13 protein-coding genes, 2 tRNA genes, 6 rRNA genes and 1 pseudogene (1 of these 22 only partly in view) are annotated in these 20424 nt (G+C 56.0%); 19 read left to right on the top strand and 3 right to left on the bottom strand.

The features are described from left to right. The 10 genes and pseudogenes from JQ848_RS22110 to JQ848_RS23045 form a co-directional block, all read left to right on the top strand. Positions 1 to 458 (top strand): 23S ribosomal RNA (locus JQ848_RS22110); it begins 2436 nt to the left of the window's first position. Positions 459 to 614: 156 nt separating this feature from the next. Continuing rightward, a 5S ribosomal RNA gene (gene rrf / locus JQ848_RS22105) occupies positions 615 to 730 on the top strand. A gap of 480 nt (positions 731 to 1210) precedes the next feature. Further along, a 16S ribosomal RNA gene (locus tag JQ848_RS22100) occupies positions 1211 to 2747 on the top strand. Positions 2748 to 2828: 81 nt separating this feature from the next. Further along, positions 2829 to 2905, top strand: a tRNA-Ile gene (locus JQ848_RS22095). A 30-nt stretch (positions 2906 to 2935) separates the two neighbouring features. Beyond that, positions 2936 to 3011: transfer RNA gene (locus tag JQ848_RS22090), tRNA-Ala, on the top strand. Positions 3012 to 3257: 246 nt separating this feature from the next. Beyond that, positions 3258 to 6151 (top strand): 23S ribosomal RNA (locus JQ848_RS22085). Between the two features lie 156 nt (positions 6152 to 6307). Beyond that, positions 6308 to 6423 (top strand): 5S ribosomal RNA (rrf, locus tag JQ848_RS22080). A 105-nt stretch (positions 6424 to 6528) separates the two neighbouring features. Next, positions 6529 to 6644 (top strand): 5S ribosomal RNA (gene rrf / locus JQ848_RS22075). Together the 16S, 23S and 5S rRNA genes with 2 tRNA genes alongside form the textbook arrangement of a ribosomal RNA operon. Before the next feature lie 304 nt (positions 6645 to 6948). Further along, positions 6949 to 7974 (top strand): annotated as a pseudogene (locus tag JQ848_RS23050) (HAMP domain-containing protein); the annotation flags it as partial. Between the two features lie 69 nt (positions 7975 to 8043). Further along, a complete protein-coding gene (locus JQ848_RS23045) occupies positions 8044 to 8829 on the top strand; it encodes a methyl-accepting chemotaxis protein (RefSeq protein WP_369826399.1) in 786 nt (261 codons plus the stop codon). Between the two features lie 74 nt (positions 8830 to 8903). Here JQ848_RS23045 and JQ848_RS22065 read toward each other — a convergent pair whose 3' ends face one another. After that, positions 8904 to 9602 (bottom strand): GntR family transcriptional regulator, encoded by a 699-nt coding sequence (locus tag JQ848_RS22065; protein ID WP_127195650.1) that lies wholly within the window; start codon positions 9600 to 9602, stop codon positions 8904 to 8906. A 236-nt stretch (positions 9603 to 9838) separates the two neighbouring features. Here JQ848_RS22065 and JQ848_RS22060 point away from each other — a divergent pair, with 236 nt between their 5' ends. The 9 genes from JQ848_RS22060 (at position 9839) to JQ848_RS22020 (ending at position 19222) form a co-directional block, all read left to right on the top strand. Continuing rightward, a complete protein-coding gene (locus JQ848_RS22060; protein WP_160626429.1) occupies positions 9839 to 11452 on the top strand; it encodes a glycosyltransferase family 39 protein in 1614 nt (537 codons plus the stop codon). Continuing rightward, positions 11433 to 11690, top strand: coding sequence for a DUF2789 domain-containing protein (locus JQ848_RS22055; protein ID WP_003438182.1), 258 nt, complete (start codon positions 11433 to 11435; stop codon positions 11688 to 11690). The genes JQ848_RS22060 and JQ848_RS22055 overlap by 20 nt, the downstream gene beginning before the upstream one ends. Before the next feature lie 100 nt (positions 11691 to 11790). Beyond that, entirely contained in the window at positions 11791 to 12222 is a 432-nt protein-coding gene (locus JQ848_RS22050) for a MarR family winged helix-turn-helix transcriptional regulator (RefSeq protein ID WP_003438183.1), read from the top strand. After that, positions 12219 to 14309 (top strand): FUSC family protein, encoded by a 2091-nt coding sequence (locus tag JQ848_RS22045; protein ID WP_003438184.1) that lies wholly within the window; start codon positions 12219 to 12221, stop codon positions 14307 to 14309. The genes JQ848_RS22050 and JQ848_RS22045 overlap by 4 nt, the downstream gene beginning before the upstream one ends. After that, positions 14306 to 14515, top strand: a complete 210-nt coding sequence (locus tag JQ848_RS22040; RefSeq protein ID WP_003438187.1) for a DUF1656 domain-containing protein — start codon at positions 14306 to 14308, stop codon at positions 14513 to 14515. Before JQ848_RS22045 ends, JQ848_RS22040 begins: the two co-directional genes overlap by 4 nt. Continuing rightward, complete coding sequence (locus tag JQ848_RS22035) at positions 14512 to 15414, top strand: efflux RND transporter periplasmic adaptor subunit (RefSeq protein WP_202211195.1); 903 nt, start codon at positions 14512 to 14514, stop codon at positions 15412 to 15414. Before JQ848_RS22040 ends, JQ848_RS22035 begins: the two co-directional genes overlap by 4 nt. Further along, on the top strand, positions 15411 to 16856 hold the full coding sequence (locus tag JQ848_RS22030; protein ID WP_003438190.1) for an efflux transporter outer membrane subunit: 1446 nt from the start codon (positions 15411 to 15413) through the stop codon (positions 16854 to 16856). Before JQ848_RS22035 ends, JQ848_RS22030 begins: the two co-directional genes overlap by 4 nt. A 107-nt stretch (positions 16857 to 16963) precedes the next feature. Then, the gene (locus tag JQ848_RS22025; RefSeq protein ID WP_003438193.1) at positions 16964 to 17599 is read left to right on the top strand and encodes a hypothetical protein; all 636 of its coding nucleotides are present in this window, start codon (positions 16964 to 16966) and stop codon (positions 17597 to 17599) included. A gap of 138 nt (positions 17600 to 17737) precedes the next feature. Next, positions 17738 to 19222 (top strand): YdgA family protein, encoded by a 1485-nt coding sequence (locus tag JQ848_RS22020; RefSeq protein WP_127195653.1) that lies wholly within the window; start codon positions 17738 to 17740, stop codon positions 19220 to 19222. Between the two features lie 74 nt (positions 19223 to 19296). Here the strand turns inward: JQ848_RS22020 and JQ848_RS22015 are convergent, their stop codons facing one another. Together JQ848_RS22015 and nudK are read right to left on the bottom strand one after the other, a co-directional pair. Further along, positions 19297 to 19707, bottom strand: coding sequence for a VOC family protein (locus tag JQ848_RS22015; protein WP_003438199.1), 411 nt, complete (start codon positions 19705 to 19707; stop codon positions 19297 to 19299). 24 nt (positions 19708 to 19731) lie between these two features. Continuing rightward, positions 19732 to 20331 (bottom strand): GDP-mannose pyrophosphatase NudK, encoded by a 600-nt coding sequence (gene nudK, locus JQ848_RS22010; protein ID WP_003438202.1) that lies wholly within the window; start codon positions 20329 to 20331, stop codon positions 19732 to 19734. Between the last annotated feature and the right edge of the window lie 93 nt (positions 20332 to 20424).

Genomic DNA, 20424 nt, shown 5'->3' with positions numbered 1-20424 from the left:
GATAACAGGCTGATACCGCCCAAGAGTTCATATCGACGGCGGTGTTTGGCACCTCGATGTCGGCTCATCACATCCTGGGGCTGAAGCCGGTCCCAAGGGTATGGCTGTTCGCCATTTAAAGTGGTACGCGAGCTGGGTTTAGAACGTCGTGAGACAGTTCGGTCCCTATCTGCCGTGGACGTTTGAGATTTGAGAGGGGCTGCTCCTAGTACGAGAGGACCGGAGTGGACGAACCTCTGGTGTTCCGGTTGTCACGCCAGTGGCATTGCCGGGTAGCTATGTTCGGGAAAGATAACCGCTGAAAGCATCTAAGCGGGAAACTTGCCTCAAGATGAGATCTCACTGGAACCTTGAGTTCCCTAAAGGGCCGTCGAAGACTACGACGTTGATAGGTTGGGTGTGTAAGCGCTGTGAGGCGTTGAGCTAACCAATACTAATTGCCCGTGAGGCTTGACCATATAACACCCAAGCAATTTGCGTTCTTGGTGACAAGAACAGACAAGTTGCGGTGTGTGAAGACGATACAAACCGAAAGTTTGCACAACACACAAATCTATTACATACCCATTCGCTGGAACGTTGACCGTAAGGTAAACGCGCTGGCTACCGAATTTCTTGACGACCATAGAGCATTGGAACCACCTGATCCCATCCCGAACTCAGAAGTGAAACGATGCATCGCCGATGGTAGTGTGGGGTTTCCCCATGTGAGAGTAGGTCATCGTCAAGATTAAATTCCAAAATCCCTGTCTGCTCACGCAGACGGGGATTTTGTTTTTGTATAAGTACAAGCTTTGTATAAAGCCTGTACTGCTAATCAAGTCGTTTACCTGGTTAGCACTTCGGTTATCTCAATCGAAAGAAGCAGGAATTAAGGTGTTGACAGCAGCGTGTAACGCTGTAGAATTCGCCTCCCGCTAACGAGAGATCGAAAGCGCAAGTGGTTGATGTTACAAAGGAAACTTTGAAAACATCTGAAAATAACCACTTGACAGCAACAGAGGCTGCTGTAGAATGCGCGCCTCGGTTGAGCGAAAGCTTAACCAACCGCTCTTTAACAACTGAATCAAGCAATTCGTGTGGGTGCTTGTGGAGTCAGACTGATAGTCAACAAGATTATCAGCATCACAAGTTACTCCGCGAGAAATCAAAGATGTAACCAACGATTGCTGAGCCAAGTTTAGGGTTTCTTAAAAACCCAAAGATGTTTGAACTGAAGAGTTTGATCATGGCTCAGATTGAACGCTGGCGGCAGGCCTAACACATGCAAGTCGAGCGGTAGAGAGGTGCTTGCACCTCTTGAGAGCGGCGGACGGGTGAGTAATACCTAGGAATCTGCCTGGTAGTGGGGGATAACGTTCGGAAACGGACGCTAATACCGCATACGTCCTACGGGAGAAAGCAGGGGACCTTCGGGCCTTGCGCTATCAGATGAGCCTAGGTCGGATTAGCTAGTTGGTGAGGTAATGGCTCACCAAGGCTACGATCCGTAACTGGTCTGAGAGGATGATCAGTCACACTGGAACTGAGACACGGTCCAGACTCCTACGGGAGGCAGCAGTGGGGAATATTGGACAATGGGCGAAAGCCTGATCCAGCCATGCCGCGTGTGTGAAGAAGGTCTTCGGATTGTAAAGCACTTTAAGTTGGGAGGAAGGGCATTAACCTAATACGTTAGTGTTTTGACGTTACCGACAGAATAAGCACCGGCTAACTCTGTGCCAGCAGCCGCGGTAATACAGAGGGTGCAAGCGTTAATCGGAATTACTGGGCGTAAAGCGCGCGTAGGTGGTTTGTTAAGTTGAATGTGAAATCCCCGGGCTCAACCTGGGAACTGCATCCAAAACTGGCAAGCTAGAGTATGGTAGAGGGTAGTGGAATTTCCTGTGTAGCGGTGAAATGCGTAGATATAGGAAGGAACACCAGTGGCGAAGGCGACTACCTGGACTGATACTGACACTGAGGTGCGAAAGCGTGGGGAGCAAACAGGATTAGATACCCTGGTAGTCCACGCCGTAAACGATGTCAACTAGCCGTTGGGAGTCTTGAACTCTTAGTGGCGCAGCTAACGCATTAAGTTGACCGCCTGGGGAGTACGGCCGCAAGGTTAAAACTCAAATGAATTGACGGGGGCCCGCACAAGCGGTGGAGCATGTGGTTTAATTCGAAGCAACGCGAAGAACCTTACCAGGCCTTGACATCCAATGAACTTTCTAGAGATAGATTGGTGCCTTCGGGAACATTGAGACAGGTGCTGCATGGCTGTCGTCAGCTCGTGTCGTGAGATGTTGGGTTAAGTCCCGTAACGAGCGCAACCCTTGTCCTTAGTTACCAGCACGTAATGGTGGGCACTCTAAGGAGACTGCCGGTGACAAACCGGAGGAAGGTGGGGATGACGTCAAGTCATCATGGCCCTTACGGCCTGGGCTACACACGTGCTACAATGGTCGGTACAAAGGGTTGCCAAGCCGCGAGGTGGAGCTAATCCCATAAAACCGATCGTAGTCCGGATCGCAGTCTGCAACTCGACTGCGTGAAGTCGGAATCGCTAGTAATCGTGAATCAGAATGTCACGGTGAATACGTTCCCGGGCCTTGTACACACCGCCCGTCACACCATGGGAGTGGGTTGCACCAGAAGTAGCTAGTCTAACCCTCGGGAGGACGGTTACCACGGTGTGATTCATGACTGGGGTGAAGTCGTAACAAGGTAGCCGTAGGGGAACCTGCGGCTGGATCACCTCCTTAATCGACGACATCAGCTGCTCCATAAGTCCCCACACGAATTGCTTGATTCATTGAAGAAGACGATAGAAGCAGACCAAAATTGGGTCTGTAGCTCAGTTGGTTAGAGCGCACCCCTGATAAGGGTGAGGTCGGCAGTTCGAATCTGCCCAGACCCACCAATTTTGTGTGGAAAGTGCCTGTAGAAATATGGGGCCATAGCTCAGCTGGGAGAGCGCCTGCCTTGCACGCAGGAGGTCAACGGTTCGATCCCGTTTGGCTCCACCATTACTTGCTTCTGTATCGTAAAGCTTAGAAATGAGCATTCCATCAAATGATGGTGAATGTTGATTTCTGATCTTTTGATTAGATCGTTCTTTAAAAATTTGGGTATGTAATAGAAAGTTAGACTGGATAACACTTTCACTGGTGTTTATTCAGGCTAAGGTAAAATTTGTGAACGTTCTTAATTGAACATGCGAATTTTCGGCGAATGTCGTCTTCATAGTATAACCAGATTGCTTGGGGTTATATGGTCAAGTGAAGAAGCGCATACGGTGGATGCCTTGGCAGTCAGAGGCGATGAAAGACGTGGTAGCCTGCGAAAAGCTTCGGGGAGTCGGCAAACAGACTTTGATCCGGAGATGTCTGAATGGGGGAACCCACCTAACATAAGTTAGGTATCTTAAGCTGAATACATAGGCTTAAGAAGCGAACCAGGGGAACTGAAACATCTAAGTACCCTGAGGAAAAGAAATCAACCGAGATTCCCTTAGTAGTGGCGAGCGAACGGGGACCAGCCCTTAAGCTGTATTGATGTTAGCGGAACGCTCTGGAAAGTGCGGCCATAGTGGGTGATAGCCCTGTACGCGAAAACATCTTTGCAGTGAAATCGAGTAGGACGGAGCACGAGAAACTTTGTCTGAATATGGGGGGACCATCCTCCAAGGCTAAATACTACTGACTGACCGATAGTGAACTAGTACCGTGAGGGAAAGGCGAAAAGAACCCCGGAGAGGGGAGTGAAATAGATCCTGAAACCGTATGCGTACAAGCAGTGGGAGCCCACTTTGTTGGGTGACTGCGTACCTTTTGTATAATGGGTCAGCGACTTATTTTCAGTGGCAAGCTTAACCGAATAGGGGAGGCGTAGCGAAAGCGAGTCTTAATAGGGCGTCTAGTCGCTGGGAATAGACCCGAAACCGGGCGATCTATCCATGGGCAGGTTGAAGGTTGGGTAACACTAACTGGAGGACCGAACCGACTACCGTTGAAAAGTTAGCGGATGACCTGTGGATCGGAGTGAAAGGCTAATCAAGCTCGGAGATAGCTGGTTCTCCTCGAAAGCTATTTAGGTAGCGCCTCATGTATCACTGTAGGGGGTAGAGCACTGTTTCGGCTAGGGGGTCATCCCGACTTACCAAACCGATGCAAACTCCGAATACCTACAAGTGCCGAGCATGGGAGACACACGGCGGGTGCTAACGTCCGTCGTGAAAAGGGAAACAACCCAGACCGTCAGCTAAGGTCCCAAAGTTATGGTTAAGTGGGAAACGATGTGGGAAGGCTTAGACAGCTAGGAGGTTGGCTTAGAAGCAGCCACCCTTTAAAGAAAGCGTAATAGCTCACTAGTCGAGTCGGCCTGCGCGGAAGATTTAACGGGGCTCAAACCATACACCGAAGCTACGGGTATCATCTTAGGATGATGCGGTAGAGGAGCGTTCTGTAAGCCTGTGAAGGTGAGTTGAGAAGCTTGCTGGAGGTATCAGAAGTGCGAATGCTGACATGAGTAACGATAATGGGTGTGAAAAACACCCACGCCGAAAGACCAAGGTTTCCTGCGCAACGTTAATCGACGCAGGGTTAGTCGGTCCCTAAGGCGAGGCTGAAAAGCGTAGTCGATGGAAAACAGGTTAATATTCCTGTACTTCTGGTTATTGCGATGGAGGGACGGAGAAGGCTAGGCCAGCTTGGCGTTGGTTGTCCAAGTTTAAGGTGGTAGGCTGGAATCTTAGGTAAATCCGGGATTCTAAGGCCGAGAGCTGATGACGAGTTAACTTTTAGTTAACGAAGTGGTTGATGCCATGCTTCCAAGAAAAGCTTCTAAGCTTCAGGTAACCAGGAACCGTACCCCAAACCGACACAGGTGGTTGGGTAGAGAATACCAAGGCGCTTGAGAGAACTCGGGTGAAGGAACTAGGCAAAATGGCACCGTAACTTCGGGAGAAGGTGCGCCGGTGAGGGTGAAGCATTTACTGCGTAAGCCCACGCCGGTCGAAGATACCAGGCCGCTGCGACTGTTTATTAAAAACACAGCACTCTGCAAACACGAAAGTGGACGTATAGGGTGTGACGCCTGCCCGGTGCCGGAAGGTTAATTGATGGGGTTAGCTAACGCGAAGCTCTTGATCGAAGCCCCGGTAAACGGCGGCCGTAACTATAACGGTCCTAAGGTAGCGAAATTCCTTGTCGGGTAAGTTCCGACCTGCACGAATGGCGTAACGATGGCGGCGCTGTCTCCACCCGAGACTCAGTGAAATTGAAATCGCTGTGAAGATGCAGTGTATCCGCGGCTAGACGGAAAGACCCCGTGAACCTTTACTATAGCTTTGCACTGGACTTTGAATTTGCTTGTGTAGGATAGGTGGGAGGCTTTGAAGTGTGGACGCCAGTCTGCATGGAGCCAACCTTGAAATACCACCCTGGCAACTTTGAGGTTCTAACTCAGGTCCGTTATCCGGATCGAGGACAGTGTATGGTGGGTAGTTTGACTGGGGCGGTCTCCTCCTAAAGAGTAACGGAGGAGTACGAAGGTGCGCTCAGACCGGTCGGAAATCGGTCGTAGAGTATAAAGGCAAAAGCGCGCTTGACTGCGAGACAGACACGTCGAGCAGGTACGAAAGTAGGTCTTAGTGATCCGGTGGTTCTGTATGGAAGGGCCATCGCTCAACGGATAAAAGGTACTCCGGGGATAACAGGCTGATACCGCCCAAGAGTTCATATCGACGGCGGTGTTTGGCACCTCGATGTCGGCTCATCACATCCTGGGGCTGAAGCCGGTCCCAAGGGTATGGCTGTTCGCCATTTAAAGTGGTACGCGAGCTGGGTTTAGAACGTCGTGAGACAGTTCGGTCCCTATCTGCCGTGGACGTTTGAGATTTGAGAGGGGCTGCTCCTAGTACGAGAGGACCGGAGTGGACGAACCTCTGGTGTTCCGGTTGTCACGCCAGTGGCATTGCCGGGTAGCTATGTTCGGGAAAGATAACCGCTGAAAGCATCTAAGCGGGAAACTTGCCTCAAGATGAGATCTCACTGGAACCTTGAGTTCCCTAAAGGGCCGTCGAAGACTACGACGTTGATAGGTTGGGTGTGTAAGCGCTGTGAGGCGTTGAGCTAACCAATACTAATTGCCCGTGAGGCTTGACCATATAACACCCAAGCAATTTGCGTTCTTGGTCACAAGAACAGACAAGTTGCGGTGTGTGAAGACGATACAAACCGAAAGTTTGCATAACACACAAATCTATTACATACCCATTCGCTGGAACGTTGACCGTAAGGTAAACGCGCTGGCTACCGAATTTCTTGACGACCATAGAGCATTGGAACCACCTGATCCCATCCCGAACTCAGAAGTGAAACGATGCATCGCCGATGGTAGTGTGGGGTTTCCCCATGTGAGAGTAGGTCATCGTCAAGATTAAATTCCAAAATCCCTGTCTGCTCACGCAGACGGGGATTTTGTTTTTATAGAAGTCCCAAGTTTTCGCAGGCACGTTTTGATAACGGATCTGCTACAGAATTTCTTGACGACCATAGAGCATTGGAACCACCTGATCCCATCCCGAACTCAGAAGTGAAACGATGCATCGCCGATGGTAGTGTGGGGTTTCCCCATGTGAGAGTAGGTCATCGTCAAGATTGAATTCCGAAACCCCTGTCTGCTCAACGCAGACAGGGGTTTTGTTTTTGCGCCGGGAAAATTTCTGGCGCCGCCTCCTGTCTTCGGACCACCCCTGCGTCCTCCCTCAAAATCCAGGTAACGACAAGCCCGGTCGTACTCCCGTCGGGTTTTAAAAATACAGCTAAGTTTTCCGCAGTCGGTGCCGACAGCCTTATGAGCAATGCGTGCATTCAGTACAGCTATCCCCGCTGGCTGTCTCAAGTGCTACACGGAATTTTGTACCCGCACGCATCCCACCTTTCGGCATAAGAAGTCCATGCAATGAATCTCAAGTTCAGCCATAAAATTCTTCTGGCCGCTTCAGGCGTCGTGGTTCTGGCGTTTGCGTTGTTCACTTTGTACAACGACTATCTGCAGCGAAATACGATCAACCAAAATATCGAGTCGTCGGTGGAGCAGGCTGGCAACCTGACAGCCAGTAGCGTCCAGAATTGGTTGAGCGGTCGTATCCTGGTGCTGGAGAGCCTTGCACAAAGCGTTGCTCACCAGGGCAGCCAGGCTGATTTGCCAGGGTTGGTCGACCAGCCTGCGTTCACCTCGAACTTCCAGTTCACGTACGTTGGTCAAGCTAATGGCGTGTTCACACAGCGACCTGACGCCAAAATGCCAGAGGGCTATGACCCCCGTGAGCGCCCTTGGTACAAACAGGCTGTAAGCGCCGGCAAGACCATGCTCACACCGCCTTATATGGCAGCTGTTGGCGGTTTGATCGTGACCATTGCCATGCCCGTCAAGAAAGACGGTCAGCTGCTGGGCGTAGTGGGAGGCGACTTGAGCCTGGACAGTCTGGTTAAAATTATTAACTCGGTGGATTCCGGCGGTTTGGGCTACGCATTTCTGGTGAGCGGTGATGGCCAGGTCATCGTCAGCCCGGACAAAGACCAGGTCATGAAAAACCTGAAGGATATATACCCGTCCAGCAACCTGAAGATCGAGAAGGGCGTTCAAGAGGTGCAACTCAATGGCCAGGAGCGAATCATCTCCTTTACCCCGGTCACAGGCTTGCCCTCTGCAGACTGGTACATCGGCCAGTCGTTGGACAAACAAAAAGCTTACGCCCCTCTGTCTAAGTTCCGCACCTCTGCGTTGATCGCAATGTTTATTGCGGTGGCAGTGATTGCTCTGCTTCTGAGCCTGTTGATCCGGGTCCTGATGCGGCCGCTGACCACCATGGGACGTGCCATGCAGGATATCGCCCAGGGTGAAGGCGATCTGACACGGCGTCTGGTGATTGAAAACAAGGATGAATTTGGCGAGTTGGCCAGTTCATTCAACCAGTTCGTGGAGCGTATTCACGCGTCGATCTCCGAAGTGTCCTCCGCTACCCGTCAGGTCCATGATTTGTCCCAGCGCGTAATGGCATCGTCAAACGCGTCAATCATTGGCTCCGATGAACAAAGCGCGCGCACCAACAGCGTTGCCGCAGCCATCAACGAACTGGGCGCAGCCACCCAGGAAATCGCGCGCAACGCCGCAGATGCTTCGCAGCATGCCAGCGGCGCCAGTGAACAGGCAGATGATGGGCGCAAAGTCGTTGAGCAGACGATTCAGGCCATGACTGAACTTTCCCGGAAGATCAGCCTGTCGTGTGCCCAGATCGAAACCCTGAATGCCAGCACCGACAACATTGGGCACATTCTGGATGTGATCAAAGGGATCTCCCAGCAAACCAACTTGCTGGCCCTTAACGCAGCCATTGAGGCCGCGCGTGCGGGCGAAGCGGGCCGCGGGTTTGCCGTGGTGGCGGATGAAGTACGCAACCTTGCTCACCGCACTCAGGAGTCGGCAGAGGAGATTCATAAAATGATCACCTCGCTGCAAGTGGGTTCCCGCGAAGCGGTCAGCACCATGAATGCCAGCCAGGTATCCAGCGAGGACAGTGTTGAGGTGGCCAACCAGGCCGGCGCGCGTTTGATCAGCGTGACCCAGCGTATCGAAGAAATTGACGGCATGAACCAGTCAGTTGCCGCGGCAACTGAAGAACAGACCGCCGTGGTCGAATCCCTTAATGTGGACATCAACCAGATCAATCTGCTGAACCAGCAGGGTGTGGTCAACCTCAACGAAACCCTTAAAGACTGCGATGCGCTTTCGCAGCAGGCCAGCCGCCTCAAACAGCTGGTCGACAGCTTTAAAATCTGAGGTGCAGGCGCGCGGGGAGCCCTGGTTTCTGCGCGCTGATCAAAGACATATCCACAGCCCTGGCGTTTTGAACGTCAGGGCTGTTTTGTTTTTTGCTTGTCGAGATAGTGGGTAATGGCTTTTACCCCGCGGTGTAGATGAAGCTCCAGCTCTTTGATACACGCCTCGATATCCCGGGCGCGGGCATGACGCAGCAAGGCGCGGTGATCGTCCTGAGACAGCTTGCCCAAATTCATCTGCTCAAGGTTAAAGCGCAGAAAGCGCTCTTCTTCAATCAGCCCTTCATCAATCAGCGCCAGCAGTTTTTTGTTCGGTGCCTTGCAGTAAAGCGCCTGATGAAATTGCCGATTGAGAGTGCCCATCCTGCTCCAGTCGGTTTCCACTTCGAGAGCCTCGATATAACCGGCAGCCACTTCAAAATCTTCCTCACTCAACAACGGCAGTGACAGGCGCAGGGCTTGTGTCTCGAGCAGCAAGCGGAGTTCATAGGTTTCCAGCGCGTCGTCCTCGATCAACGGCGCGACCACTGCCCCTTTGTGCTGCACGGTTTGCAGTAAACCCTGGGCTTCAAGCTGACGCAGCGCTTCGCGAACCGGCATGCGACTGACACCAAACAAAGTCGCCAGGGCCTGTTGCCGAATAGCGGTGCCACAGGGCAACCGGCCATCAAGAATGGCGTTGCGCAAGGACGCTTCAATCACCGACCGGGCCAAATGGGCAGGTATGGGGCCGGCGACTTCGATACTGCTTAAAGGATTATTTTTGACAGCCACGTTGGCACTACCTACGGCAGTTCAGTACGTTAATTTGGATCCAATTAAAAGCTAGGTACTGACCTGATCCTTGTCAAACCTTGTAACAGTTAGTTTAGCGCGACTGCGCGCGAGTGATTTCATCTTGCCACCTTCTTTTCTTGTATCCGGCCCCACCACACAGCTGCCCCTTGCCCTACAATCGCCGGAGATCAAGCTGCCCGAGTGCAGCGTCAATGCGCAGCTGCAGGTGAAGGATGGGCGTACTCAGTAGTAATGGTGTGGACGAAAAAATGCTTCGCGTCCTTGAATCGCCTCACAACCTACTGGCCGGATTGCTTCGTCAGCCATGGGTATGGGCCATTTTGTTACTGGCCTGCGCGATGCGTTTCTATGGGGCTACCGCCTCTGCCATTTGGTGTGATGAAGGCTCAAGTCTGATGCTGAGCGACTACTCGCTCGCGGGCATCTGGTTCCACGCCGCACACGATGTTCATCCACCGTTGTACTTCATGCTGTTGCACGGCTGGATGGCGCTGTTCGGCGACAGTCTGGTTTCGATTCGCGCCCTCAGTGTTTTGCCCGGGGTCGCCACAGTACTGCTGGGGATGTGGCTGGTCCGGCTGATTGCGACCCGCAGGGCTGCGTTGCTGGCCGGCCTGCTTCTGGCGTTGTTGCCGACCGCCGTGCGCTATAGCCAGGAAGTGCGGATGTACTCACTGATGGGGTTATGGCTGATCGCGGCAACGATTGCCCTGGTTTACTGGGTTAAAGCGCCCGACAACAACCGCTATCTGGTTATCTACAGCGTGCTGATGGCTGCCGGGTTTTACACCCATTACTTCACCGCCTTCTGTGTGATTGCCCACTGGTTGTACCTGCTGCTGAGTGGTCGCAGTACCGGCGGACTGATCAAACGCCCTGCCTGGTGGGTCGCCAACGCCTGCATCATGTTGTTGTTCATGCCCTGGCTTCCGGGGCTGGTAGACCTGCTGCAACACATGGGTGAACTCAAGACCGGGGGCGATGTGGGCTGGGAGCCCGGGGTTGATGCCCGCTCGCTACCGGCCATGACCTGGCAGTTGTTGATTCAGGACGAAGGCGACAGCCTTGCCTGGCCATTGTTCTGGCTGGCACCGCTTGCCCTGCTTGTCGGGGCGGTATGGATGGCGGTGAGGGATGCAACACCCCATAGATTCACCAGGCTGATCGTGATCTACACCCTGCTGCCGATCCTGGCCATTTACGCCATCTCTTTTGCCTCACCGCTGTTCATCGAGCGCTACGTGATGTTTGCTGCCCTGGGCCTGCCGCTGATTGTTGCGATAGCGGTGGATCGCCTGCTCAACCACCGGCGCGCGCTGGCCATCGTATTGCTGACGCTGTTTGCCGGTACCGAGATGGTGGGTTTGCGCAGCAACTTCACCAGCGATGCCGATCATTTCGATCGTCTGGTTGAGCATGTGAATCAGCAGTTTTTACCGGGTGACCGAATCGTGGTCAGTGACCTGTTCTGGTACTTCAGCTACGTCTATTACAACAAGACCGGGTCTGTGCCCATGCTCTACACACCGCCGCTGGAGGATGGCTCATCGGGGCGTCCGAACAATTACGGTTTTGGTACGCTGGTGAACGCCAATGGCGCGAAAATCTACGTTGATCGCCTGGTGGACTTGCCTGCGGGTACAGGGCGTATCTGGTTAATCAGCAGCAAGGTGCAACCGGACGACTTTGCACCGATTCCACCGGGTTGGCACAAAGCTCAGGACTTAACCGTCGATGACACGCAGGCTCGACTATATTTGACCTGCGCGGGCGCCGAATGCGTCCCGCCTTACCGGAGTCTTTCTGATGCAAGCACCCACCCATAGTCTTCCCTCATTGTTCAAGCAGCTGGGTCTGCCCAACGAGCCAGCAGACATTGAGAAATTTGTCTCTTCGCACTCGCCACTCAAGCCGGATCTGAAGTTGCACGAGGCGTTTTTCTGGACGCCGGCTCAGGCGGCTTTCCTGCGCGATGAAATAAATGAAGACGCCGACTGGGCAGAGGTTGTTGATCAATTGAATCTGATGCTGCGCACAAAACCGGTCACCGGTAAGCAGAATTAACTGGTAACACTTGACTGAGATCATTTGCCCGCGCAATATTAATAGTTAGCAAACTAACTTTATGTGATACCCCTTGCCTGACACTCTTGATCAACTCCAGATGAGCATCAGCACCGGTATGGTGGTTGCGACTCGCCACTGGCGTCGCGTCTGCCAGAACACGCTGGTCAATTACGGAATTTCCGAAGCCTGCGCCATGCCGTTGCTGATTATCGGCCGTCTGGGAGAAGGCGCACGCCAGGTCACCGTGGCCCAGGCCGCCGGTATGGAAAGCCCGTCGCTGGTGCGCTTGCTCGATCAGATGTGCAAGGCCGGTTACGTGCTGCGTCATGAAGACGCCAGCGATCGCCGGGCCAAAACCCTCAGCCTGACTGACACCGGGCGCTCCCTGGTGCAGTCGATTGAAGCGCAGCTTGTACAACTCAGGCGTACAGCGCTGGCGGGGGTCTCAGTGGCAGATCAGGAAGCCGCATTACGCGTCATCAAGGCCTTCGAAGCTGCCGGCCAATTGCCTGATGGAGCCGCTTCTTGAACGGTTTTTTCAGCAGCATGCCGCCCGCCCGCGACTGGTTCTATGGCGTGCGCACCTTTGCCGCCTCGATGATCGCGCTGTACATCGCCCTGTGGATGGAAATGCCCCGACCCTATTGGGCAATGGCCACGGTCTACATCGTCTCCAGCCCCTTCGTCGGCCCCACCAGTTCCAAAGCCGTGTACCGCGCCCTGGGCACGCTACTGGGTGCTTCGGCGGCGGTATTTTTTGTACCCATGTTTGTTCAAACCCCGTTTTTGCTGGTGCTGGTGGTCGCGCTCTGGACCGGCATCCTGTTGTTCCTGTCGCTGCACCTGCGCACGGCCAACAGTTACATCTTCATGCTCGCGGGCTACACCATGCCCATGATCGCCTTGCCGATCGTGGACAACCCGCTCAACGTATTCGACATCGCTGTCTCGCGCACCGAAGAAATCCTCCTCGGGATTGTCTGTGCGGCCGTGGTGGGCAGCATGTTCTGGCCCCGGCGGCTGGCCCCGGTGTTTGTTGATTCCGCCGCCAAGTGGTTTGGCGACGCCGCCAGCTACAGCAAGCATTTTCTGGCCCGCGACGTAGAGCCGAGTAAAGCCAGCGGCCTGCGCTCATCTATGGTGGCAACCTTCAACAGCCTGGAGTTGATGATCGGTCAATTGCCCCACGAAGGTGCGTTGCCGCAGACCGTGCGCAACACCAAAGAACTGCGCGGGCGCATGATCAACCTGCTGCCGGTGGTCGACGCGCTGGATGACGCGCTGTATGCCCTGGAGCGGCGTACCCCCGAGCTGGTGGACAAAATAGCGCCCTTGCTGGCGAAAAGCCGGGACTGGCTCGAAAGCACTCGCGAAGGCGCCCCTGTCGAGGCCTGGAAGGCTCTGCGCCATGAACTGGAACTCTTGCAGCCCAGTGCCGAAGCGCTGGATGAGCGACGCCAGCTGGTGTTCTCCAATGCGCTCTACCGGCTGGGCGAGTGGATTGATTTGTGGCAAGACTGCCGCAGCCTGCAACAGGCGATTGCAACGGGCAGTCAGGATATCTGGCGCGCGGTTTACCGGCATTGGCGCCTGGGCCGGCTGACACCGTTTCTGGATCGGGGCCTGATGCTTTACTCCGCATTTTCCACGGTGACGGCAATTGTTGTCGCCTCGGTGTTGTGGATCTTGCTCGGCTGGACGGACGGCGCCAGCGCGGTGATTCTGGCGGCCGTGGCCTGCAGTTTTTTTGCCGCGATGGACGACCCGGCGCCGCAGATCTACCGGTTCTTTTTCTGGACCTCGCTGTCGGTACTGTTCGCCAGCCTGTACCTGTTTGTGATCCTGCCCAACCTGCACGATTTCCCGATGCTGGTCCTGGCGTTCGCCGTGCCCTTTATCTGTGTCGGTACGCTGACGGTACAACCGCGCTTTTACCTGGGGACCTTGCTGACCATCGTCAACACGGCCTCATTCATCAGCATTCAGGGGGCCTACGACGCAGACTTCATGGTGTTCATCAACGCCAACCTGGCCGGCCCCATCGGCCTGCTCTTTGCTTTCGTCTGGACCCTTATCGCCCGCCCCTTTGGCGCCGAACTGGCGGCTAAACGCCTGACGCGTTTCAGCTGGCGCGATATCGTCACGCTGACCCGGCCCGCAACCCTGGCCGAGCACCGGCACATGGGCGCGCAAATGCTTGATCGGCTGATGCAGCACCTGCCGCGTCTGGCGATGACCGGCCAGGACACAGGCAGCGCCCTGCGTGACTTGCGAGTGGCGCTCAACCTCCTGGATTTGCTGGCCTACTCACCCCGGGTCACCGGCGAGCGGCAACGCCTGCTGGGCCAGGTAGTCAGCGAGGTGGGGGAGTACTTCAGCGCTTGCCTCAAGGCCGGTGAACGCCTGCCAATGCCCAATGGTCTGCAAATGACCCTGGACCGCACCCGCCGTGCGCTTAACGCCCGCGAAATGCAGGACGAGGGCGAGGCCCGGGTGCACTTGCTCCACGCCTTGAGCGGTTTGCGCCTGGCCCTATTACCGGGTGTGGAGTTCATCGTTGATGAGCACGACCTGCCACAGTCCCATGCCCATGGCATTGACGGAGCGCCGCTATGATCGGTGACGTAGATATCAGCGGGGTGTTTCTGCCCACGCTCCTGGTGCTGATGGGCATCACTTACATATTGTTTTTGCTGGTTCACGCGCTCCTGACGCGTATGCACTTTTACCGCCTGGTCTGGCACCGGGCTTTATTCAACGTCGGTCTCTACGCTTTGCTACTCGGCGTTGTGGATTCGTTTAGTCGATATCTAATGACATGAAAAAACCTCTATTGACCTTGGGCCGTGTCGTTCTCACCTTGTTGGTGGTGGCGTTCGCCTGCGTCGTGGTCTGGCGCATGACCATGTATTACATGTTTGCCCCCTGGACGCGCGATGGCCACATTCGCGCCGACGTGGTGCAGATTGCCCCCGATGTGTCGGGCCTGATCAAGCAGGTGGATGTGCGTGACAACCAGCCCGTCACCCGTGATCAGGTGCTGTTCATCATCGATCAGGAGCGTTTCCGTCTGGCCTTGCGCCAGGCCCAGGCAGTGGTTGCCGATCGCAAGGAGACGCTGGCCCAGGCCCAGCGCGAAAGCAAACGCAACCGCGGGCTGGGCAATCTGGTAGCCCGCGAGCTGCTTGAAGAAAGCCAGTCCCGGGAACTGCGTGCGCAGTCAGCCCTGACTGAAGCCGAAGTCGCCGTGGACAGCGCGCAGCTCAATCTGGATCGCACCGTCGTGCGCAGCCCGGTTGATGGCTACGTCAACGACCGCGCTCCCCGGGTCAATGAGTTCGTCACGGCCGGCAAGCCCGTGCTGTCGATTGTCGACAGCAGCTCGTTCCATATCGACGGCTATTTTGAAGAAACCAAACTGGACGGCATCCATGTCGGTCAGAGCGTCGAGATCCGCGTGATCGGCGACAATGCACGCTTGCGTGGCCATGTCGAAAGCATCGTGGCCGGTATTGAAGACCGCGACCGCACCAGCGGCCAGAACCTGCTGCCCAACGTCAACCCGGCATTCAGCTGGGTGCGGCTGGCGCAGCGGATTCCGGTACGCATCGTGTTTGATGATGTGCCAGCCGATTTCCGCATGATCGCCGGGCGTACCGCGACCGTTTCGATCGTCGCGGACAGGGTCAAAGACAAACCGGCGCAGGAGACTGCGCAATGAAAGCGGTCCACCTGGCAGCCCTGGGGCTGGGCTTGCTGTTGTCCGGCTGCCAGATGCTGGGGCCGGATTACCACCTGCCCAAGGACTCGGCCATGCAGCGTCCTGATTTACAGGGCGAGCTGGCGGGTGAGGGCGCGAATGTGGTGTCGGCGCCTGTACCGGCCGACTGGTGGAAACTGTATCAGGACCCGAGACTTGACGAGCTGGTGCGCCAGGCCATGGCTTCCAATACGGATCTGCGCGTGGCGGCGGCCAACCTGTCGCGGGCGCGGGCTCAAGTTGAACAGGCGCAGTCTGCGGGTGGCTGGAGCGGTTCGGCGAAGGCGGGCGCCCAGCGTCTTCAGGAGTCCGGTGAAGCCTTCCTGCTGACGGACAAGGTCCCGGTAGCCAACGTCGGTGACCTTGGCCTCAGCACCTCGTATCAGTTCGACCTGTGGGGCACGTTGCAACGCGGTATCGAAGCGGCGCAGGCCAATGCCGACGCAACCCAGGCGGCAGCCGATACCGCACGTATCACAGTGGTGGCCGACGTGGTGCGCGCCTATACGCAAGTTTGCGCGGCCAATGAAGAACGGCATATCGCCGAAGAGTCGCTGCAGTTGCAATCGCAGAGTACCCAGCTGACGCAGCGTCTGCGCGATGCGGGCCGGGGCGACGAAACCCAGGTAACGCGTTCCGAAACTCAATTCAGATCATTACGCGCCGAACTCCCGCGCTACCAGGCGCTGCGTCAGGCAGGGTTGTTTCGCCTGTCGATGCTCATTGCCAAACCCCTCGACCAACTGCCCGCCGGCGTTGCCGATTGCGCAGAGCTGCCACACATCGCCCAACTGCTGCCCGTGGGCGACGGCGCAGCGCTGCTCAAGCGTCGGCCAGACGTACGTCAGGCCGAACGTCATCTGGCTAGCGCCACGGCCGAGATCGGTGTAGCCACCGGTTCGCTGTATCCGGACATCAGTATCGGTGCGACCGTGGGTACCGTGGGCCTGCTGGAAAACCTCGGCACGGCACCGACCAACCGCTGGGGCTTTGGCCCGTTGCTGAGCTGGACCATCCCGACCAACGGTTCGCGGGCCCGTATTCGTGAAGCCGAGGCGGTGACCCAGGGCGCGCTGGCCAGGTTTGACGGCGTGGTGCTTAACGCCATTCGTGAGACCCAGACCAGTCTCGTGCAATACACTGCCTTGCTCCAGCGTCGGGATGCCCTTGCCCTGGCAGGCGATTCGGCTAAAACGGCTGCCGAGCAAACGCACCAGTTCTTCCTCGCCGGGCGTGAATCGTTTCTTGCAGACCTGCAAGCCACCCGCACTTACACCGACGTGAAAGCGCAACTGGCCACCGCCAACACCCAGGTTGCCATGAGCCAGATCGACTTGTTTCTGGCCCTCGGTGGCGGCTGGGAAAATGCACAGGCGAAAGCCCCGGAGCACGCTAAACCCTGACAGGGTTGCTATGCTTTGAAGGGTCGGTATCGGAACGATGGTTCAGGGCATACGCGGGTCTCAAGTCCTCCCCATCGCGCAAGCAGTGCTTGATGGGGATACTAATAATGAAAAATCCATATGCTCCCGGTTTCTGGTGCGCAGTCGCAGCCCTGGTGCTGCTCTCTGCGACTTACTTCTACGGCATCATGCTGGCGCACCAGATCGACAAGGCGATGGTCTTCCTCGACAGTGCCAGTGCCCTGATCGCCGTGCTGGCCATCGTCGTTGTGGCCTGGGCGTCGGTGCAAACCAGGCAAATCCAGCAGCGGCAAATAGACAAGGGCCAGACGCGGGTCATGATCTGGGACACCAAAGTCGCGCTGCGCCGGGTTGAAACCGTATTCGACCGCTATTTCTGGGGCAGCTACTGGCAGCCGGGCCGCACCTTCCAGGAGTTCATGGGTGAACTCACCGGCACCCCGCTGGAAAAAAGCCTCGAGGCCCTGAAATCCCAATGTCTGAAACTCGACAGGGCCCTGGCGCCTGAGGATCGTGAATGGCTCGACCACGCCCATGCGCTTTCAGATGTAGCCTCAGCCATGGCCCGCGAGCGCTATCAACTGGATTACTCAGGCATATCACTCAACGCTGTCGGCGAAACCTCGGTCGACCACGAGCTGGAAGTGCTGGTGTATACCTGGAGCGCCAGCCTCAAGAGCTTCGATCATCAACTCGACGAAATGGAGCTGCGCTACGCGTGATCTGCGCCATATCGGACGGTGCCGAAAAACAGCGTCCAGCCCGTTGCCAGTGTTAACCTGCTTGCACTTTTCGGCCTATGACGGGCTTGCTGAAGACCGCATATCTTTCAACACAACGGACATTGAACGGGTCAATTAATGAATAAACCATTAGGCGTACTGGTAGGGATTGTTGTTATTGCAGGTGCCCTGAACACCGCAGGCGCGTGGTACACCGGCACCAAGCTTGAGGATGTACTCAAGACCTCGATCCAGGAAGCCAACAAGGAACTGGCGTCCCAGCTGCAAGGCACCACCACCCACGGCACTATCGAACTGGTTTCCCTTGACCGCCACTTGTACAGCAGCACTGCGCACTACCGTGTGAATCTGCAGGACGACGCCGCAGGTCCGGACGCCCAACCGGTAGAACTGCTGTTTGTGGACAATATCGAACATGGTCCGTTGCCATGGTCGCGGATCAAGACGTTCAAGTGGATGCCAGTGATGGCGACCAGCAACTATTCGCTGGAAAAAACCCCGTACACCGAAAAATGGTTCGCCGCCGCCAAGGACCAGTCTCCGCTCAAAGGCCAGGTTACCCTGGGCTACAACCGCTCGGTTGACGGGAGCATGGAGCTGCTGCCGTTTGAAGCCCAAGTTGACGAGAACTCCAGCATCAGCTTCTCCGGGTTGACCATGGATGGCCAGACAGATGCCGAGGGCATAAACCTCAAGGCCAAAGGCTACATGGACCATCTGGTGCTTCAGGCCGCCACGCCCGGTCAACCGCCAGTTCGCGTCGAGCTCAATGGTCTGACCCTGGCCAGCGACCTGACCAAAAGCAGCTATGGCTTCTACCTGGGGCAGAACGTGCTGGAGCTGAGTGAGGGCCAGTTGACCTTTGGCGAGCGCCAGTCGGTGGCCAAGATCAAAAACTTCGAATATGCCGGCTCGGCTTCTGCCAACGGCAGCCTGATGTCAGGGCGTCTGTCGTACAACGTGGGCGACATCACCCTGGACGACAAACCGGTGGGCAGCGCGCAAATGGTCATGACGGCCAGCAGCCTGGACATTCCGGCCATGCAATCGCTGTTGCAGATCTACCAAACCAAATTCGAGCCTCAAGCCGACGGCACAATGCCTATGGCGCAGTTGACCCCGGCAGAGCAAGCGCAGATGCAAGCCGAGGTCGAAAAACTGCTGGCGGCCAAACCACAGCTGGCGCTGGAAAAACTCACCCTTAAAACCACCAATGGCGAAAGTCAGTTCAACCTTGCGGTGAGCCTGGCTCAGCCGACTTCGTTCGAGCAGCCGCCTATCGAAGTCACCAAGCAAACGCTGACCTCCCTGGACGCCAAGCTGCAATTGTCCAAACCCATGATTGCCGACCTGTCCGCCGTTCAGGCACAACTGGCCGGCCAGACCGACCCGCAAACCATCGCGAAAATGGCCAGCGCCAACAGCGAAATGGCGGGTGTCATGGCCGTGCAAACGGGCCTGGCAAAAGTGGATGGCAACAACATCCTGGCATCCCTCAACTATGCCGCTGGGGAAGTGGATTTCAATGGTCAAAAAATGAGCCTCGAAGACTTCATCAACGTGATGATGACCCGCTTTGGCAGTGGCCCCGACCACCTGTAAACCCCGCTGATCTGCAGGAGCAGGCTTGCCCGCGATCTTTTCCATTGGCTGAAAGATCGCGAGCAAGCTCGCTCCTACGCAATGGCCATCGACCTGGCAAACACAAAGCACAGCTTGTTGCCTTCGGGGTCACGGCAATAGGCGCCGTAATAATCGTCGCCATATTGTGGCCGGTTGCCCGGAGCACCCTCATCCGTGCCGCCGAGGCGCAAGGCCGTATCCCAGGCCGCTTGCACCTGCTCGATCGAGTGCGCGGCAAAACTCACCTGCACACCATTGCCCCAGGTCGCGGGCAAACCATTGATCGGCGACTGAATGTAAAACTGCGGCCAGTAAAGTCCGGGGCGCTGCCAGCCCGCACCCGCAGGCCCGCGGTCTTCATCATCATGAACAATGCGCACCAGGCCCAGAGTGGCCAGCACCCCGTCGTAAAAGACTGCCAGCGCCGGTACATCCCGCGCGCCGATCTGGATATGGCTATACATAAGCAATCTCCCGAAGTGAAAAACTCAGCAATCCACAAGTCCGTGCAGCTTCGCGTATTGCAAGAGCATGATGGTCTTGCCGTCCTTGATTTCTCCCGTGTCGATCATTGCCAGTGCGTCGTCCAGAGGCAACTCCAGAACTTCGATCTCCTCGCCCTCGGCTTCAAGGCCTCCACCCTCGCTGACCTTGTCCTGGTCAGAGTATTCCCCGACAAAAAAATGCAGGCGCTCGGTAACCGAACCGGGGCTCATGAACGCTTCAAACACCTTGCGTACATTTTCAATGCGATAACCGGTTTCCTCCTGGGTTTCCTTACGGATACAGGTGTGTGGATCATCCTGATCCAGCAGTCCGGCGCAGGTTTCGATCAGCATGCCGTCATGTTCGTTGACGAAGGCGGGGAAGCGGAACTGGCGGGTCAGCACCACGGTTTTTTTCAGCGGGCTGTACAGCAGGATCGTCGCACCGTTACCGCGGTCATAGGTCTCCCGGGACATCTTTCGCCAGATCCCGTCCCGTCCCTGGAAGTCGAAGGTGGTCTTGCGCAGCACGTACCAGTTGTCCGACAGCACTTCAACTTGCTGGATTCGCACACGATCCTTGGTGGCCAGGGCTTGCTTCATGGTTTCGCTCCTTGTTTTGTGCGATTGAGGCTGCTGGCGTGCAGCTTCAGCAGGACCGGGGAACGATAGGACTGAACCGTCCTGCCGGCAATG

The organism is Pseudomonas paraversuta, from assembly GCF_904067025.1.
Lineage (GTDB): Bacteria > Pseudomonadota > Gammaproteobacteria > Pseudomonadales > Pseudomonadaceae > Aquipseudomonas > Aquipseudomonas paraversuta.
This window is presented reverse-complemented; position numbering and strand designations above follow the sequence as displayed.

Coding starts and splice junctions, on each gene's coding strand:
- JQ848_RS22050 (WP_003438183.1), top strand. CDS start 11,791: ATGAGCATCAGCACCGGTATGGTGGTTGCGACTCGCCACTGGCGTCGC.
- JQ848_RS23045 (WP_369826399.1), top strand. CDS start 8,044: ATGGCATCGTCAAACGCGTCAATCATTGGCTCCGATGAACAAAGCGCG.
- nudK (WP_003438202.1), bottom strand. CDS start 20,331: ATGAAGCAAGCCCTGGCCACCAAGGATCGTGTGCGAATCCAGCAAGTT.
- JQ848_RS22035 (WP_202211195.1), top strand. CDS start 14,512: ATGAAAAAACCTCTATTGACCTTGGGCCGTGTCGTTCTCACCTTGTTG.
- JQ848_RS22060 (WP_160626429.1), top strand. CDS start 9,839: ATGGGCGTACTCAGTAGTAATGGTGTGGACGAAAAAATGCTTCGCGTC.
- JQ848_RS22040 (WP_003438187.1), top strand. CDS start 14,306: ATGATCGGTGACGTAGATATCAGCGGGGTGTTTCTGCCCACGCTCCTG.
- JQ848_RS22015 (WP_003438199.1), bottom strand. CDS start 19,707: ATGTATAGCCATATCCAGATCGGCGCGCGGGATGTACCGGCGCTGGCA.
- JQ848_RS22055 (WP_003438182.1), top strand. CDS start 11,433: ATGCAAGCACCCACCCATAGTCTTCCCTCATTGTTCAAGCAGCTGGGT.
- JQ848_RS22030 (WP_003438190.1), top strand. CDS start 15,411: ATGAAAGCGGTCCACCTGGCAGCCCTGGGGCTGGGCTTGCTGTTGTCC.
- JQ848_RS22020 (WP_127195653.1), top strand. CDS start 17,738: ATGAATAAACCATTAGGCGTACTGGTAGGGATTGTTGTTATTGCAGGT.
- JQ848_RS22025 (WP_003438193.1), top strand. CDS start 16,964: ATGAAAAATCCATATGCTCCCGGTTTCTGGTGCGCAGTCGCAGCCCTG.